This window comes from Buchnera aphidicola (Taiwanaphis decaspermi) (assembly GCF_039405155.1).
GTDB classification, from domain to species: Bacteria; Pseudomonadota; Gammaproteobacteria; order Enterobacterales; family Enterobacteriaceae; genus Buchnera_M; species Buchnera_M aphidicola_B.
Map to the genome: position 1 here is coordinate 110112 of NZ_CP135049.1, position 19449 is coordinate 129560.

At 22.0% G+C, this 19449-nt stretch carries 16 protein-coding genes; 15 read left to right on the plus strand and 1 reads right to left on the minus strand.

From position 1 onward, the window contains the following. Positions 1-66: 66 nt before the first annotated feature. Positions 67-1980, minus strand: coding sequence for a molecular chaperone DnaK (dnaK, locus tag RJX39_RS00540; RefSeq protein WP_343192702.1), 1914 nt, complete (start codon positions 1978-1980; stop codon positions 67-69). A gap of 415 nt (positions 1981-2395) precedes the next feature. Here dnaK and ndhC point away from each other — a divergent pair, with 415 nt between their 5' ends. The 15 genes from ndhC to folC all read left to right on the plus strand — a co-directional run bounded on the left by ndhC (position 2396) and on the right by folC (position 19426). Next, positions 2396-2761 (plus strand): NADH-quinone oxidoreductase subunit A, encoded by a 366-nt coding sequence (gene ndhC, locus RJX39_RS00545; protein WP_343192703.1) that lies wholly within the window; start codon positions 2396-2398, stop codon positions 2759-2761. A gap of 40 nt (positions 2762-2801) precedes the next feature. Further along, positions 2802-3452, plus strand: a complete 651-nt coding sequence (locus tag RJX39_RS00550) for an NADH-quinone oxidoreductase subunit B (RefSeq protein ID WP_343192704.1) — start codon at positions 2802-2804, stop codon at positions 3450-3452. A gap of 54 nt (positions 3453-3506) precedes the next feature. After that, positions 3507-5291 carry an NADH-quinone oxidoreductase subunit C/D gene (gene nuoC / locus RJX39_RS00555; RefSeq protein ID WP_343192705.1) on the plus strand — a complete coding sequence of 595 codons (1785 nt, stop codon included), beginning with the start codon at positions 3507-3509 and terminating at the stop codon, positions 5289-5291. Between the two features lie 2 nt (positions 5292-5293). Beyond that, a complete protein-coding gene (nuoE, locus tag RJX39_RS00560) occupies positions 5294-5788 on the plus strand; it encodes an NADH-quinone oxidoreductase subunit NuoE (protein WP_343192706.1) in 495 nt (164 codons plus the stop codon). After that, complete coding sequence (nuoF, locus tag RJX39_RS00565) at positions 5785-7113, plus strand: NADH-quinone oxidoreductase subunit NuoF (protein ID WP_343192707.1); 1329 nt, start codon at positions 5785-5787, stop codon at positions 7111-7113. Before nuoE ends, nuoF begins: the two co-directional genes overlap by 4 nt. A gap of 78 nt (positions 7114-7191) precedes the next feature. Next, a complete protein-coding gene (gene nuoG / locus RJX39_RS00570; protein WP_343192708.1) occupies positions 7192-9906 on the plus strand; it encodes an NADH-quinone oxidoreductase subunit NuoG in 2715 nt (904 codons plus the stop codon). After that, positions 9903-10871, plus strand: a complete 969-nt coding sequence (gene nuoH, locus RJX39_RS00575; protein ID WP_343192709.1) for an NADH-quinone oxidoreductase subunit NuoH — start codon at positions 9903-9905, stop codon at positions 10869-10871. The genes nuoG and nuoH overlap by 4 nt, the downstream gene beginning before the upstream one ends. Before the next feature lie 16 nt (positions 10872-10887). Next, positions 10888-11427 carry an NADH-quinone oxidoreductase subunit NuoI gene (gene nuoI / locus RJX39_RS00580; RefSeq protein WP_343192710.1) on the plus strand — a complete coding sequence of 180 codons (540 nt, stop codon included), beginning with the start codon at positions 10888-10890 and terminating at the stop codon, positions 11425-11427. Between the two features lie 26 nt (positions 11428-11453). Next, positions 11454-11957: an NADH-quinone oxidoreductase subunit J gene (gene nuoJ, locus RJX39_RS00585; protein ID WP_343192711.1), complete on the plus strand. Its 504-nt coding sequence runs from the start codon at positions 11454-11456 to the stop codon at positions 11955-11957. A gap of 42 nt (positions 11958-11999) precedes the next feature. Beyond that, complete coding sequence (gene nuoK, locus RJX39_RS00590) at positions 12000-12299, plus strand: NADH-quinone oxidoreductase subunit NuoK (RefSeq protein WP_343192712.1); 300 nt, start codon at positions 12000-12002, stop codon at positions 12297-12299. After that, complete coding sequence (gene nuoL / locus RJX39_RS00595) at positions 12299-14143, plus strand: NADH-quinone oxidoreductase subunit L (RefSeq protein WP_343192713.1); 1845 nt, start codon at positions 12299-12301, stop codon at positions 14141-14143. Before nuoK ends, nuoL begins: the two co-directional genes overlap by 1 nt. Before the next feature lie 52 nt (positions 14144-14195). Continuing rightward, complete coding sequence (locus RJX39_RS00600) at positions 14196-15704, plus strand: complex I subunit 4 family protein (RefSeq protein ID WP_343192714.1); 1509 nt, start codon at positions 14196-14198, stop codon at positions 15702-15704. 25 nt (positions 15705-15729) lie between these two features. Further along, a complete protein-coding gene (locus tag RJX39_RS00605) occupies positions 15730-17196 on the plus strand; it encodes an NADH-quinone oxidoreductase subunit N (RefSeq protein WP_343192715.1) in 1467 nt (488 codons plus the stop codon). A 19-nt stretch (positions 17197-17215) separates the two neighbouring features. Continuing rightward, complete coding sequence (mutM, locus tag RJX39_RS00610; RefSeq protein WP_343192716.1) at positions 17216-18031, plus strand: bifunctional DNA-formamidopyrimidine glycosylase/DNA-(apurinic or apyrimidinic site) lyase; 816 nt, start codon at positions 17216-17218, stop codon at positions 18029-18031. A 129-nt stretch (positions 18032-18160) separates the two neighbouring features. Continuing rightward, positions 18161-19426, plus strand: coding sequence for a bifunctional tetrahydrofolate synthase/dihydrofolate synthase (gene folC, locus RJX39_RS00615; RefSeq protein ID WP_343192717.1), 1266 nt, complete (start codon positions 18161-18163; stop codon positions 19424-19426). The last annotated feature ends 23 nt before the right edge of the window (positions 19427-19449 follow it).

A 19449-nucleotide genomic window follows, 5' to 3' on the forward strand; every position in this document is an offset into this window, starting at 1 on the left:
GATTTTATTGCTCCTTGAACAATTTAATCACGGGTATAAAACACCCGTGATGTTTTATAAATATTTCTATTTTTTTGGATCTTTAATTTCTTCAAACTCTGCATCTACAACATTTTTTTCTTTAGTTGTGTTTTTTTTTGAAGTTGTTTGTTTATTTGATTGTTCATTTTTTTGTTTATATGATAACAGTTTTGATGATTCTTTTATAACAACTTGTATTTTTTTTTCTATTTCTTCTTTTTTTTCAGATTTTATTGATTCGTCTAATTCTTTTAAAGCATTATTTATTTTTTCTTTTTCAGAAACAGGTATTTTATCTCCACATTCTTTTAATTGTTTTTTTGTAGAATGAGAAATATGATCAGCTTGATTACGTACTGCTATTAATTCTTCAAATTTTTTATCTGATTCAGAATTTATCTCTGCTTCATTAATCATTTTTTTTATTTCTTCTTCGTTAAGACCAGAAGATGCTTGAATTGTTATTTTTTGTTCTTTTCCTGTATTTTTGTCTTTTGCTGAAACGTGTAATATACCGTCTGCATCTATATCAAATGTTACTTCTATTTGCGGTATTCCTCTTGGAGCTGATTGTATTCCATCTAGATTAAATTGTCCTAAAGATTTATTATCTAAAGATCTTTTTCTTTCTCCTTGAAGAACATGTATTGTAACAGCTGATTGATTATCCTCTGCTGTTGAAAATACTTGACTATGTTTAGTTGGAATAGTGGTATTTTTTGAAATTAATTTTGTCATAACACCACCCATAGTTTCTATACCTAATGATAATGGTGTAACATCTAATAATAATACATCTTTTACATCACCAGATAATACTCCTCCTTGAACAGCTGCACCTACAGCTACTGCTTCATCAGGATTTACATCTTTTCTTGGTTCTTTTCCAAAAAATTCAGCTACTTTTTTTTGAACCATTGGCATACGAGTTTGACCACCAACTAATATTATATCATTAATATCTTTAATATCTAATTTTGCATCTTTCAAAGCTAATTTCAATGGTTTAATAGATTTTATAATTAGATCTTCTACTAATGATTCTAATTTAGCTCTAGTAACTTTAATATTTAAATGTTTTGGTCCTGTAGAATCAGCTGTTATGTAAGGTAAATTGACCTCGGTTTGTTTTGTAGATGATAATTCTATTTTAGCTTTTTCTGCTGATTCTTTTAAACGTTGCATAGCTAAAGAATCATTTCTTAAATCCATTCCTTGATCTTTATTAAATTCTGATACTAAATAATTTATTAATCTGCTATCAAAGTCTTCTCCTCCTAAATGAGTATCTCCATTTGTTGCTAACACTTCGAATGTTTGTTCTTTATCAACATCATCTATTTCGATTATTGAAATATCAAAAGTACCACCACCTAAATCATAAACAGCTATTGTTCTATTTCCTTTTCCTTTATCTAAACCATACGCTAATGCAGCAGCTGTAGGTTCATTAATTATTCTTTTAACTTCTAAGCCTGCTATTCTTCCAGCATCTTTAGTAGCTTGTCTTTGTGTATCATTAAAATATGCAGGAACAGTTATAACTGCTTCAACTATTTTTTCTCCTGAATATTCTTCTGCAGTTTTTTTCATTTTTTTTAATACTTCTGCTGATATCTGAGGTGGAGATATTTTTTCATTTTTTACGTTTAACCATGCGTCACCATTATTAGATTCTACAATATCATATGGCATGATTTTTATATCTCTTTGAACTTCCTCATCAGTAAATCTTCTACCAATTAATCTTTTAATAGCAAAAAGAGTATTTTTTGGATTTGTTATAGCTTGTCTTTTTGCTGGTTGTCCTACTAATATCTCTCCTTTAGTCGTATATGCTATAATTGACGGAGTAGTGCGTTCTCCTTCAGAATTTTCTAATACTTTTGCTTTTTTACCGTCCATAATAGCAACACAAGAATTAGTAGTACCTAAATCTATACCTATAATTTTACCCATGTACTTTCTCCTAAAAAAGTAAAATTTAAAATATAATAATATTTTTTTTTTTGTTTTTTATCTGTTATAATTTTTATTGTTTTTTTTATATTTTTGATGTTAATTTCTTTTATTATTTTTTAATATAATTAAATAAATGGGGAGCTTGTTGATTTTGATCAAGTTGTTAGATAAAAATAAATATAAAATATCTAATTTCTTGTCATAAATACAATATATATTTATTACTAATTAATATTTTGTTTTTTTACAAAAATAATTATATTTTATAAAATTAAATTTTGCCAATCATTTACTATAATTAATTAATTACATATATTATAATATATATATATATAAAAAGATATTACAACTATAAATATATCAATATTTATTAATAAATATTATTTTATTTAATTTTTAATTAGGAAATATTATGTATGATTTTTTTGACAATGAAGTAATTCAGTTTATATTATACATTTTTTTCTCTTTTATTGTTTGCATTATAATGGTTACAGGTGGATATTTATTAGGAGGAAAATCTTTAGAATCTAAAAATAAAAATCTACCTTTTGAATCTGGCGTAAAATCTACAGGAAATACGAAAATAAAATTTGGATTTAATTTTTATTTAATAGCTATATTATTTGTGATATTTGACATAGAATCTGTTTATTTGTATTCGTGGGTTGTATCTATAAGTGAATGTGGATGGGAAGGATTTATAGAAGCACTATTTTTCGTTTTTCTTTTATTTATTAGCTTAATATATTTAATAAAATTAAAGATTTTAAAATAAAAAATTATTAAGATATTTTTTTTTTATATAAGGGTTACTTATGAGTTATACTTTTACAAAAATTAAAATAAATAACAAAAATAAAAAAAATAAAAAAAAAAAAATATTGAATAATTATTTTCAAGAAAGTACTCAAAAAAATATTTTTTTTTGTAAATTAAAGTCAATATTACATAATATAGTTAATTGGGGAAGAAAAAATTCTATTTGGCCATATAACTTTGGTTTATCATGCTGTTATGTAGAAATGGTTACTTCATTTACTTCGGTACATGATGTTTCTAGGTTTGGATCAGAAGTTCTAAGAGCTTCTCCTCGACAAGCTGACCTTATGGTAATAGCTGGAACTCCTTTTATAAAAATGGCACCAATAATTAAACGTTTATATGATCAAATGTTAGAACCTAAATGGGTTATTTCAATGGGATCATGTGCTAATTCAGGTGGTATGTACGATGTTTATTCTGTAGTTCAAGGAATAGATAAAATTTTACCCGTAGATATATATATTCCTGGGTGTCCTCCTAGACCTGAAGCTTATATGCAAGCATTAATGTTATTGCAAAAAAGTATTGGTAAAGAAAAACGTCCTTTATCTTGGATAATTGGAGATCAAAAAATATATAAATATAATTTTAAATCTGAAAAAGAAAGAAAAAGTTTTAAAAGAATGTCTATTACAAAAATATAAATAATAAAATATTATATGTGTTTTATTTATTAATTTTTAAGAGATACAAATTTAATGACAATTGCAAATAACAACAAATGCAAAAATGTTAATATTTTTCACGACTCAATTATAAAAAAACTATTATCTTACTACGGAAAAAATAATTTTTTTATACAAAACACCAAGATAGGTTCACCTGTTATTTGGATAAAATCTAAAAATTTGATAAAAATAGTAAATTTTTTAATCAAAGTAAAAAAACCTTATATAATGTTGTTCGATTTACATGGATGTGATGAAAGAGTTAGAAACAATAACAAAGAATTACCACTTGCTGATTTTTCTGTTTTTTATCACCTAATATCTATAGAAAGAAATAAAGATATAATATTAAAAGTAGCATTATTTGAAAATAAATTATTTTTACCTACTTTAACTAATATATTTCCTAATGCTAATTGGTATGAAAGAGAAGTGTGGGATATGTACGGCATATCTTTTGATAATCATCCTAATTTAACTCGTATTTTAATGCCAAAATATTGGAAAGGTCATCCTTTAAGAAAAGATTATCCATCTAGAGCAACAGATTCTCAACTATATTTTTTAAACAAAAATAAAGAAAAAAAAGAAATGGATGATTTAAAATTTTCTCCAAAGTTATATGGTATGAATGTAAAAAATAAAAGTAATGATTTCATGTTTTTAAATTTTGGACCTAATCATCCTTCTGCTCATGGAGCTTTTAGAATTATATTGCAATTAAACGGAGAACAAATAGTAGATTGTGTTCCTGATATAGGATACCATCATAGAGGAGCAGAAAAAATAGCTGAAAGGCAATCTTGGCATAATTATATTCCATATACAGATAGAATAGAATATTTAGGTGGATGTATTAACGAAATGCCATATATTTTAGCTGTAGAGAAATTAGCAGGAATAGAAGTTTCTGATAGAATAAAATATATAAGAGTTATGCTTTCAGAATTGTTTCGTATAAATAGTCATTTGCTATATATTTCTACTTTTATTCAAGATGTAGGAAATATGACTCCTGTTTTTTTAGCTTTCACAGATCGTCAAAAAATTTATGATATTATAGAGTTAATCACCGGATTTAGAATGCATCCAGCTTGGTTTAGAATAGGAGGGTTAGCAAATGATTTGCCAAAAAAATGGGATCTATATTTAAAAGAATTTTTGAAATGGATTCCTAAAAGACTTGAGTTATATAGAAAATCTTCATTAGAAAACAGTATATTAATTAATAGGTCTAAAAACATCGCTTGTTATGATAAAAATGAAGCTATTAAATGGGGAATAACAGGAGCTGGATTAAGAGCTACTGGAGTTAACATAGATATAAGAAAGTGGAGACCTTATTCAGGATATGAATATTTTGATTTTGATGTTCCATTAGGAAATGGTATAAGTGATGCATATAATAGAGTTATGTTAAAATTTGAAGAAATTTATCAAAGTATAAATATTTTAGGCCAGTGTTTAAAAAATATGCCTGAAGGACCTTATAAAATGGATCATCCTTTAACAACTCCTCCAATAAAAAAATTAAGTTTAAAACATATTGAAACACTTATTAATCATTTTTTAAATGTTTCCTGGGGGCCTGTAATACCTTCTAATGAATCTTTTCAAATGATAGAAGCAACGAAAGGTATTAATAGTTACTATTTAATTAGTGATGGAAATACAAACAGCTACAGAACTAGAATAAGAACACCAAGTTTTCCTCACTTACAACAAATACCATCTGTTATTAAAAATAATTTTTTATCTGATTTAATTGTTTATTTAGGAAGTATTGATTTTGTGATGTCTGATGTGGATCGTTAAATATGTATAGTAAAATAAAAAAAAATAATCATAATTTAAATGAAAAAGAAATAAAATTTATAAAAAATGAAAAAAAAAAATATTTACATTCAAGATCTGCAATTATAGAAATATTAAAATTTATTCAAAAAAAAAGAGGCTGGATAAGTAAAAAAAATATTATTGAAATTTCTAATATTTTAAAAATTAGTGCATGTGATATTGAAGGTGTGGCTACTTTTTATAGTAATATTTTTAGAAAGCCTGTAGGACGTAACATTATAAAATATTGCGATAGTGTTGTATGTTATATAAATAATTATGATTTAATAGTAAAAAAAATATATAAAATTTTAAAAATAAAAAAAGGAGAAACTACTAATGATGATAACTTTACTTTATTACCTGTGTGTTGTTTAGGAAAATGTGATAAAGGTCCTGTGATAATGATTAATAATAAAATATATTCTAATGTAACTACTGACTCAATAATAAAAATAATCGAGTTTTATAAATGAATAATATTAAAAAAGATCAAGAATGTTATCCTTTAACTTGGATGTTTAGAAAAGATAAAAAAACAGTATGGTTGAAAGAATATGAAAATAACAATGGTTATAATGCTGCTAATAAATCTGTTAAAAATATGCAATCAAATGAAATTATATCACTTATTAAAGATGCAGGATTAAAAGGTAGAGGAGGAGCTGGTTTTCCTACTGGAATTAAATGGGATTTAATAAATAAAGATGATATAAAATCACAAAAATATTTGCTATGTAATGCTGATGAAATGGAACCAGGAACATATAAAGATAGATTTTTATTAGAAAATGTTCCTCATCAGTTAATTGAAGGTATGATAATAGCAGCTTTTGCAATTACAGCTAACTGTGGATATATTTTTTTACGAGGAGAATACATTAATATTGAAAAAATAGTTAAAAAAGCTATATGTGAAGCTTATAGTAAAAAATATTTAGGAAAAAATATTTTTAATAGTAGTTTTAGTTTTGATTTGTTTTTACATACAGGTGCTGGTAGATATATTTGTGGAGAAGAAACAGCATTAATAAATTCTTTAGAAGGTCGTCGTGCTAATCCAAGAAGCAAACCTCCATTTCCAGCACATTCAGGTTTATGGGGTTATCCAACTTGTGTTAATAATGTAGAAACATTATATAATGTGGCTCCAATAATATCAAATGGTAGTAATTGGTATAAAAAATTATCTAAAAGTAATGTAGATTTTGGCACAAAGTTAATGGGATTTTCAGGAAAAGTAAACAATCCTGGTGTTTGGGAATTACCTTTTGGTATAACTGCAAGAGAAATATTAGAAGATTATGCTGGTGGTATGAAAAAAGGATTTAAATTGAAAGCCTGGCAGCCTGGAGGAGCAAGTACAGATTTTTTGTTACCTGAGGATTTAGATGTATGTATGGATTTTTTTAGTGTAAAAAATAAAGGAAGTAGATTAGGCACAGCTTTGTCTATGGCTGTTGATGATAAAACAAATATTGTCTCTTTATTATTAAATATAGAAACTTTTTTTGCTAGAGAATCATGTGGTTTATGTACTCCATGTCGAGATGGTTTGCCTTGGATTGTAAAAATATTAAAAAAAATAAAAAGAGGTAAAGGAGAAAAAAGAGATATAAAAATATTATATGAATTATGTACACAACTTGGTCCTGGAAAAACTTTTTGTTCTCATGCTCCGGGTGCTATGGAACCTTTACAAAGTGCTTTAAATTTGTTCAAATATGATTTTAAAGTTAAAAAAAATAAAAATTCTAAAAAGAAAACTAATTTACGTATAGATATTAAATATGATAAATGAAAAACATTATTTTATTTTTTAGTAATGCATACAATTTATGTTAATAATTATTTAATAATACAGAAGAAATAATTAATTATGATTAATATATATATTGATAAAAAAAAATATAAAGTAAAAAAAAATATTAATTTGTTGCAAGCATGTTTATCTCATTCAATAGATATACCATATTTTTGCTGGCATCCAAAATTAGGAAGTATAGGATCATGTAGACAATGTGCTGTTAAGATATATGAAGATAAAAATGACGATGTTGGTAAACTTATAATGTCTTGTATGACTCCAGTAAAAAATAATCAAATTATTTCGACAAATGATAAGGAATCAAAAAAATTTAGAAAAATGATAATAGAATTATTAATGACTAATCATCCTCACGATTGTCCTATTTGTGAAGAAGGTGGTAATTGTCATTTGCAAGATATGACTGTAATGACACAACATAATGTTAGACGTTACAAATTTTCAAAAAAGCATTATAAAAGTCAGTTTTTAGGATCTTTCATATCTCATGAAATGAACCGTTGTATATCTTGTTATAGATGTGTAAGATTTTATAACGATTATGCAGGAGGAAAAGATTTTGGAGTGTATGGTATAAGTAATAATTTATATTTTGGACGCATACAATCTGGAACTTTAGAAAGCGAGTTTTCAGGTAATTTAATAGAAATATGTCCAACTGGTGTTTTTACAGACAAAGTTCATTCAAAAAAATATAATAGAAAATGGGACATGCAAAATGCACCTAGTATTTGTCAACATTGCAGTATTGGATGTAATTTGATTATAGGTGAACGTTATGGTGAATTACGCAAAATAGATAATAGATATAATACATATATTAATAAATATTTTATATGTGATTTAGGTCGTTTTGGTTATGGTTATAATAATTTACACAATAGACCTTTCATTCCAATTTTTAATCATAAAAAAAAAAATAAAAAGTTAGATATAAAAACTGCTATAAAATATGCTTCAAAAATTATCAATACATCATCTAATGTTATTGGTATAGGATCATCTAGAACTAGCATTGAAAATAATTTCGCGTTATATTCTATGGTTGGAAAAAAAAATTTTTCCACTGGTATATCTGAAAAATATAATAAATCTATAAAATTAATAATTGAAACGTTTAAAAAAAGTAATTTAGATATACCATCGATTTCGGACATAGAAAAATCTGATTTAATATTAATATTAGGAGAAAATGTTTCACAAACTGCTCCAATTATTTCCTTAGCTATAAGACAGGCTGTAAAAAATAATAATTTTAATAAAAAAAACAAAAACAATATTTATTCGTGGCAATTTGATGCAATTAAAAATATTAATCAAAATTTAAAAAGTAATCTTTTTATTACTAATGTAACACCTACAGGATTAGATGATGTATCTAAATATAAATATTTTGATTCAATAGAAAAACAATGTATATTTGCATGTAATATAGCTAATAATATAAATAAAACTTTTCCTAAAATTAAAAATTTTAACAAAAAATTATTAAAAATTACAAAAAAAATATCTAAAAAATTATTATTAGCTAAAAATCCTTTAATAATATCAGGTATTAGCTCTGGTAGTTTAAAATTAATAAAAAGTGCGATAAATATATCATATGCGTTAAAATCCAAAGGATCTTTTGTAAAAACCATAATATTACCTTTAGAATCTAATGATATTGGATTAGGATTAATAGGAGGAATTTCTTTGGATAAAGTTTTAGATAAATGTAAAAATAATTTAGTTGATACTATTATTATTATGGAAAATGATATTTACCGTTTTTTAACAAAAAAAAATGTAAATATTATTAAAAAAAATGTTAATAATATAATATTAATAGATCATCAGTTTACTAAAACTTCTAAAATATCTAATTTATTACTACCTTCTATGACATCTATAGAAAGTTCAGGAACTATAGTTAATTATGAAAGTAGACCTCAAAGATTTTTTAAAGTATATGAACCTAGTTTTTATGATAAAAATAAAAAACAATTAGAAGGATGGAGATGGATAGATAAAATAAAACAAAAAATTAATAATACGGGAAAAAGTTATATAAATATAGATAAAATAGTTGATTACTGTATTTCAGAAATTCCAATTTTAAAAAATATTAAATATGTTTCTCCAAAAGTAGATTTTAGAATATTTAATCAAAAAATAGCTCGTTCTCACATAAGATATAGTGGTAGAACTTCTATGATGTCTAATGTTTGTATACATGAAAAAAGTCAACCTGAAGATATTGACAGTATGTTTTCTTTTTCTACAGATGGTTTAAATAATATAAATTGCCAGACTGATCATATACCATTTGTTTGGTATCCAGGATGGAATTCTCCTCAATCAATAATTAAATATAAAAAAATATTTCATAATAATTTTCATAAAAAAAAAATAATATTATTTAAATATATAAATAATATTAAAAACTCGCCTTTTATTTTAAAAATAAAAGAACATAGTATAAAAAAATGGAAAATAATACCATATTATCTTTTGTTTGGTTGTCATTATTTAACACAACTTACAAAGATCATACGAGATAAAAATATTAAAGTTTATGGGATAATAAATAATTTAGATGGTATAAGATATGGGTTTTTAGAAGAAGAAAAAATAGAATTTACTTGTTTATCTGAAAATTTTTATTTTTATTGTCGTTATTCAAAATATATGAAACCTGGACATATAGGTTTGCCTTTAGGAATGAAACATATTCCATTATCTTTGTCTATGAAATTTGCTAGCGATTTAAGGAAAAAATTATGATAAAAAATATTTTTAATGAATTTAGTTTCATTCATGTAATGAAGCCATTACTTTTTTTGTTCTCAATAATTTTTTTTGCTTCTTCATTAAGTTTTGTAGAAAGAAGATTATTAGCATTATTTCAAAATAGATATGGTCCTAATCGTGTAGGTTGGAATGGTTGTTTGCAAATATTAGCTGACACAATAAAAATGTTTTTTAAAGAAGACTGGATACCACCTTTCTCACATAAATTTTTTTTTGTTATTTCTCCTATAATATCTTTTATATCTTTGTTATTAGTTGTTGCTATTATACCATTTTCTACTTCTTTTTTAATAATTAATTTAGATATAGGTATATTATTTTTTTTAATGATGTCTAGTTTGTCTGTATATTCTATATTGTTTTCAGGATGGTCAAGTAATAATAAATATTCTTTATTAGGAGCAATGAGAGCTGCAGCTCAAACTATTAGTTATGAAATATTTTTAGGTTTATCTTTAATGGGTGTTGTCGCACAAGCTAAATCTTTTAATATAATTGATATAATTAATAGTCAAAAAAATTTGTGGAACATTTTACCTCAATTTTTTGGTTTTATAGTTTTTTTTATATCATCTTTAGCATTATGTCATAGACATCCTTTTGATCAACCAGAAGCTGAACAAGAATTAGCTGATGGTTATCATATTGAATATTCAGGAATTAAATTTGGAATGTTTTTCATCGGTGAATATATTTCTATCATAGCAGTTTCTTCCTTAATGTCGTGTTTATTTTTAGCTGGAGGTAATAATTTTTTAGGTTTACCAAAATTTTTATGTTTTTCTTTGAAAACATTATTTTTTATATTTACTTTTATATTAATTAGGGCTTCTTTACCAAGACCTCGTTATGATAAAGTTATGTATTTTGGATGGAAAATATTATTACCAATAACTTTGTTTAATTTATTGATTACTGCTTTTTTTATTTTAAATTAGCTTAAAAGGAGTATTTATGTTTTTTTATAATATTATTCGTTATTTTTTTAGTAATATAAAAAGTATGTTTATTGTATTTATGAACATTTTTTCTAAAAGAGAAACACTATTATATCCTGAAAAAAAAGTAAATATTCCTCCAAGATATCGTGGTAGAATAATTTTAACAAGAGATTCTAATGGTGAAGAAAGATGTGTTTCTTGTGGATTATGTGCAGTAGTGTGTCCTGTAGGTTGTATTTCTTTGCAAAAGAAAGAAGGAAAAAATGGTCGATGGTATCCAAAATTTTTTAGAATTAATTTTTCAAGATGTATATTTTGTGGTTTATGTGAAGAATCTTGTCCAACAACTGCTATCCAAATGACTAGAGATTTTGAAATGAGCGAATATAAAAGAACAGATTTAGTATATGAAAAAAAAGATTTATTGATTTCAGGTCCAGGAAAAAATCATAAATATAATTTTTATGAAAAATCAGGAAAAATAAATATATTTAAAAAAAACAATAAAAATATCAAAAGAAAAATTGTAGATACAAAAAAAATATTACCATAAATATATTTTGTTAATAAGGATTTATAATGAATTTTATTTTTTATTTTTGTAGCTTGATAGCTATTTTAACAACTTTTTTAACTATATTTCAAAAAAAATTGATAAATTCGTTATTATTTTTTTTAATATCTTTAATTGCAACTTCAGGTATTTTTTTTTCATTAGGTTCTTATTTTTCTGGGTCTTTAGAGATCATTATATATGCTGGAGCAATAATGATATTGTTTGTTTTTGTAATAATGATGTTAAATATTGAGCAAAAAAAAATTATAAAAAAAAAATTTTTTGAAAAAATAAAAAAATATGTTTTACCTTCTTTAATATCTTTGATTTTACTAATTTTTTTTGTTTGTATCATAAGAAAATCATTAAACAACGAACAAATTTTATTTAATAAATTTGACATTAAAAATGTAGGAGAAAAATTATTTGGTCCTTACATATTATTAGTAGAATTGTCTTCCTTATTAATTTTATCTGCTTTAATAATCGCAATACATTTTATTCATCATGAAGAAAAAGTACGATAAAAATTTCTATATATCAACAATAAAAAATTAAGGAAAAAATATATGATTCCTTTGTCTCATGGTTTAATAGTTTCATCTATATTGTTTTTTTTAGGATTAACATCTTTAGTGCTACATAAAAATTTGATATTTATTATAATAAGTTTAGAAATTATGATAAATGCGGTTATTACATCATTTATAATTTCAGGAAGTTATTGGTTTTCAATAGATGGACAAATATTTTATATATTGATAATTACTTTTGCATCTGTGGAAACAACAATATTATTATCATTATTAATAAAGAATTATCGTTTTAATCAAACATTAAATATCGATAAATTGAGTGAGACAAATTAATGAGTATTATGCATTTAATTATTTTTTTTCCATTAATTGGATCTTTGATATTGGGTTTTTTTGGTAATTTTTTTTCTAGGTTTTTTTCAGCATTAATTGGAAATATATTAGTTTTTTTTTCGTTTTTTTTATCTTGTTTTTTAAGCTACGTTTTTTTAAATTCTACTAATAAAGAATTAATAGTAAAATTGTGGAATTGGGTTAACATCAATAATTTTAAAATAGAATGCAATTTGTTATTGGATAATTTATCGCTGATAATGATATTATTAATTACAGGTGTAGGATCGTTAATTAATTTATTTTCTATTTGGTATATTAAAAAAAATAAAGATTACTATAGATTCTTTTTTTATACTAATTTATTTATAACTAATATGGTTATTTTAGTATTATCTAATAATATAATATTGATGTATTTAGGATGGGAAGGAGTTGGATTGTGTTCATATTTATTAATAAGTTTTTATTATAAAAAATCTAAAAATATATATTGTGCTATGAAATCATTTATCATGACACGAATAGGTGACATATTTTTAATATTATCTTTTATTATGATTTATTATAATTTTAACACTTTGAGTTTTCACGACATATCAAAGTTAAATTTTAATTCTATAGACAAAATTAAAAATATAAATGTGTTATATTTAATAAATATATTTTTACTTTTAGGATCTTCAAGTAAATCTGCTCAAATACCAATACATACATGGTTAACGGATGCTATGGTTGGTCCTACAACAGCTTCTGCTTTAATACATGCAGCAACCATGGTTACTGCTGGTGTTTATTTATTATTAAGAACTAAATATTTGTTGTTATTAACACCATCATTAATGTTTTTATTAAGTATAACTTCTATTATTACTATTTTAATATCTTCATTATTTGCATTATTTAAAAAAAATATAAAAAAAATATTAGCGTATTCTACTATAAGTCAATTAGGATATATGTTTCTTTCAATTAGTATTGGATCTTATAACACAGCTATATTTCATTTAGTTACACATGCTTTTTTTAAAGCTCTTCTTTTTCTTTCTTCTGGATCTATTATATTAAGTTGTAATGGCGAAAAAAATATTTATAAAATGGGTGGGTTAAAAAAAATATTACTTTCAGAATACTTATTTTTTTTAATTGGATCCTTGTCTTTAGTTTCATTTCCTTTTATAACTTCCAGTTTTTATAGTAAAGGATTAATTTTATTTAATATATTCCAGAAAAATGTTTATTTATTTTTGTTTTCTATATTAGGTGCATTTATAACTGTTTTATATACTTGTCGTATGTTTTTTTTAATTTTTTACAATAAACCAAAAATTGGCAATATTAAAATAATAAAAAAAAATGTAAATTATTATTTACCATTATCTTTTCTTTCGTTTTTTTCTATTATTATAGGTAAAATAGTCGAATTAATTTTTAATAAAAATTTTTTTATACAAAAAATAAACGATAAAAATAATTTAATATTAATTTTTATAGAAATAATTATTTTATTTTTTGGAATATTGATATCTATTAATATATGGACCAACAAAAAAAAATTTTATCAAAAACAAAATATGAATATTATTTTTTTAAAAATTAAAAACTTTTTTTTAAATATTTTAAATTTAGATAAAATATATAAATTAATTTTTGTAAATAATTATTTTCATATAATATTTTTCTTGAAAAAATATTCAAGAGACTACCTATCAAAATTAATATTTTTATTTGTTTGCTTATCAAAAAAAATTTTATTAAAATTACAAAACGTTTATTTAAATTGGTATATATTATCCATTATAATAAGTTCATTTTTATTTATATTAACAATTATATTATATTAGCATATATCTATATTTTATTATAAATAAACAAACTAAGAGATTTATATAATTTATGTTTCTTCCATTATTAATTATTATACCTTTTATAGGAGGTATATTAGCTTGGCAATCAGAAAAAATAAATAAACGTTTTCCTTTTATTATATCTTTAATCACTATGTTTGTATTTTTAATAATATCAACCAAGATATTGTTGATTTTCTTAAAAACGTATAATTACAAAAATGAATATCCTTATTGGTTTATTGAATATAATCATAGTTGGATACCTAGATTTGGTATTAATTTACATTTTGGGTTAGATATTATATCATTAATAATGATATTATTAACTAATATTTTAAGTATAATATCTGTTATTGTTTCAAGACATGATAAAATTAAAAAAGTTGGCTTTTTTTATTTTAATTTAATGTTAATTATTTCTAGTGTAATAGGAATATTCATTTCAGTAGATTTATTTGCTTTTTTTTTATTTTGGGAAATTTTTTTGATACCTATATATTTTATGTTGATTATATGGGGGGAAAGTGGTTTAAAAAAACATAACAAAATTAATGTTGCAAATAAATTTTTTGTTTACGCTCAATTTTCTAGTTTTTTAATATTAATATCTATTATTTGTTTAGTGTGTCAATATTACAATATCAACAATGTTTTAACATTTGATTATAATAAATTAATAGAAACAAATTTTAATATTTATTTAGAATTTTTTATAACATTAATATTGTTTTTTGCATTTATAATTAAAATGCCTATCGTTCCTTTACATACCTGGTTAAAAGATTTTTTTTATTGTTCACCAAAATCTGGTTGTATAGATATTATTGGATTATTATCAAAAACAAGTGTATACGGTTTAATTAGATTTAATATATGTTTTTTTTCACATCATTATTTATTAATTTATTATCTAGCAATCTTTTTAGGTATGATGAGTATTATTTATGGTTCTTTGTTGGCTTGTTCTCAAAAAAATATTAAACATATAATAGCATATAGTTCTGTATCTCATATGGGGTTAATATTAATTGCTTTATATAGCAATAATTCTATATCTTATTATGGTCTAATATTACAAATAATATCTTCAAGTATTTCTACTTCAGCATTATGTATATTATCAGGATATATTTTTAATATAACTAAAAGTAGAAACATTTTAAAAATTAACTCTTTATCTTCACATGTAAAATATCTTCCAATTTTTTTTATGTTTTTTGTTTTATCTAATTTAAATTTTCCTGGAACTAGCAATTTTATATCAGAACTTTTAATATTATTTGGTTTATTTAAATCACATTATTATGTAGTAATTATGATTGCAACAACATTAATAATTACATCTATTTATTCTTTATCTATGTTCCATAACATATTTTACTTCGGTTCGCATAGTAAAATAGTTAAACATCATGATAACAAAATAAAAATTTCACAATATATTATATTGTTTGTTTTATCATTAATATCTTTATATATTGGTTTTTTTCCACAAAATATTTTAGATATTTCATTTTCGTTTATAAAAATCCTACATAACAAATTATTTTTTTAATAAAATTAACGGTGTAATATTAATAATGACAAAATTTATTTTTGAATATATTTATTGGTTACCATTCATATTTTTGATAGTTACTATTATTACAAATATGTTAACAATAATATTTTTACGTAAACATAATATTATTTATTATATAACTTTAATAGGATTGAAATTATCTTTTTTATCATTATTTTTTTTGATTAAAATAATTCCAGTCAATATGACAATATTACTAAAAATAAATATGTATAATATTTTTTATAGTGGTATAACGATTTTATCTAGTATTTTTATTGTTTATTTATCTTATGATTGGTTAAAAAAATTAGATATTAATAAAGAAGAGTTTTATTTATTAGTCTTAACTTCAACACTTGGATCTTTTGTTTTAATTAATGCAAATCATATGCTATCTTTATTTTTAGGTATAGAGTTAATATCTTTACCATCTTTTGGTTTAATAGGATATCTAGTTAAAGATAAAAAATCTATGGTTTCTTCATTAAAATATACAATATTGTCTTCTATTTCTTCAATATTTATATTATTTGGGATATCATTAATATATTCATATATGGGTACATTATCATTTGAAGAATTATATCAACAATTAATATTAATAAATAATTGTAAAATATTATTATTAGGTTGGATGTTATTTTTTATTGGATTTGCATTTAAATTATCTATTTTTCCTTTTCATTTATGGATTTCAGATATTTATGATAATTCTTCAATAATATCTATAATTATATTATCTACTATAAGCAAAATTCCATTTTTTAGTGTTTTAATTAAAATGTTTTTAAATACTTCATATTATATATATGACTATATGTATTATATATTTATTTTTACTTCCTTATTATCTATTTTATCTGGAAATTTAATGGCTTTATTTCAAAATAATATAAAAAAAATAATAGCTTATACTTCTATATCAAATATAGGATATGTATTAACTGTTTTTTTATGTAAAAATAAATTAAATTTATCATTAGAATGTTTATCTATATATTTTTTAAGTTATTTATTAAGTATTATTTCTATTTGCGGGTTATTATTAATTATAGATTTATATCAATTCAAAAATAAAAAAAACAAAAAACAAAACTTTTTTGTATTATCTCGTGGTTTATTTTGGAAACACCCTTTTTTTGCAATTATGATAACTTTCATTATATTATCTTTAGCTAGTTTCCCGCTAACATTTAATTTTATAGGAAAAATATATATATATATATTATTAGTTAAATCTAAATTATGGTTCTTGATATTTCCGATAATTATTAGTAATATCATGTTAATTTATTTTTGTTTAAATATTATCATTAATTTATATTCACATAATAATTCGTTTAAAAAAATATTAAAAAAAAATTATTTATGTAATAAATTAGGAATTATTACAATATTATCTACTTTTTTTAGTATTACATTAGGTTTATATCCACAATTAATTATTGATATAATACAATATATTAATTGTAAAATTTTTTAGTTTAAAATATAAAAAATATATGCCAGAATTACCTGAAGTAGAAGTTATATGTAATGATTTAAAAAGAAAAATTTTAAATAAAAAAATTATAAAAACTTGTATTAGAACAAATAAATTAAGATTCAAGGTATCTTCTAAATTTTATAAATTAAATAATGTTTTAATATTAAAAATTCGTCGTTATGCTAAATATATATTGTTAAAATTGAGTGAAGGTTATATTTTAATTCATTTAGGAATTTCAGGTACTTTAAATATTATGTCACAAAAAAAACATATCAAATTCAATAAACATGATCATATAGATTTATATATTAATAAAAAATATATATTAAGATACAATGATCCTAGAAAATTTGGTTTTTGGTTGTTTTTTTTTAAAATATCATCTATTAAATTTTTAAAAAAACTTGGTCCTGAACCATTAAGTGATAATTTAAATTATATAAATCTTTATAAATCAATTAGAAATAAAAAAATATGTATAAAAAATTATTTAATGAATCAAAAATATATATCTGGTATAGGTAACATTTATGCTAATGAGATATTGTTTTCTTCAAAAATATTACCATATCGCGCTTCTAAATCTTTAAATATTGAAGAAACAAAAAAACTAGTCAAATATATAAAAAAAATATTGTTAAAATCTATTGATAAAGGAGGAACTTCTATTAGAAATTTTAAAAATATTTTCCAAATAAAAGGTAAATATCAAAAACACTTGAATGTATATGGTAAAACAGGAAAACCATGTATAAATTGTAAAAAAAGTATTTTAAACATCATACAATCTAATAGAAAAAGTTTTTTTTGTGCAAAATGTCAGTTATAAATGTACATAATTTAATTTATTTATATAAATTAAATTATAAAATTAATTTAAAAAAAAATGTAATTTAAAATTAAGAAATCATATATGTTAAACATATTAATATTTTATAAAAACTAAGGTAACAAAATTTTGTATAAATCTAAACCTAATATAAATTCTTCATTAAATTATTGGTTAAATTATATTACTTCAATACAAAAAGATTGTTTTTATTCAAATTTTGGTTTAATTTATAAATTATCCATAAAATATAATTTAAATAAATTAGATGCTACCATAATAGTTGTTTCAGGAACTAATGCAAAAGGTAGTACTTGTAATATATTGGAAAAATTATTATCATCTTTTGGATACAAAGTAGGTTTATATACCTCTCCTCATTTAATAAAATATACAGAAAGATTAAAAATTAATGGATGTTATCTATCAGATATAAAACATATACATGCACTTACATATATCAATTATATTAGAAAAAATATAAGATTAACTTACTTTGAATTTTCGACATTATCTATATTATATTTATTAAAACAATATAAATTAGATTTTATAATATTAGAAGTAGGTCTTGGTGGTCGTTTAGATGCAACTAATATAATTGATTCTGATATTTCTATTATTACAAATATTGATTTAGATCATACTAAATTATTAGGAAGTAATAGAGAAAGTATATCATTAGAAAAAGCAGGTATATTCCGTAACTTTAAAAAATCAATTATTGGTGAAACTAATATACCAAAAAATATATATAAAATAGCACAATATAAAAACACTATTTTAATTAGGAATAAACATGAATGGTTGTATAACAATACAAAACATTTTTGGAGTTATCATGACATACAAGGTTCAATAAGTAATTTACCATATAATGTCAATGCTTCTTGTAAGAGTTTTTCTATAGCTATATCAACAATTAGAAATTTAAACATAATTTATAATATAAATAAAATTAAAAAAATTGTTAAAGATTTCCATTTTCCAGGAAGATTTAATATTATATCTAAAAATCCAAAAATTATTTTGGATGTAACTCATAATCCAAATGGATCTAATTATTTATTCAAAAAATTGTCTTATTTATCAATTAAAGGAAAATTATATATTTTAATTGGAATGTTAAAAGACAAAAACATAGAGAAAACTATTTTCCCATTTATTTCAATTACTGATATTTGGTATTGTGTTTCTCTAAATACTATTAGAGGATCTAAAGCATATCAAATTGCTAAATATTTAAATAAAAATACTTACTATATGTTTGATGATATTAAAAAAGCTTATAATAGCGTATGTAAAAAGGCTAAAAAAAAAGATACAATATTAGTTTTTGGTTCTTTTTTTTTAATATCTGAAATTATAAAAATAAATAATATAAATATTTTATGAAATAAATATTAATAAAATAAGTG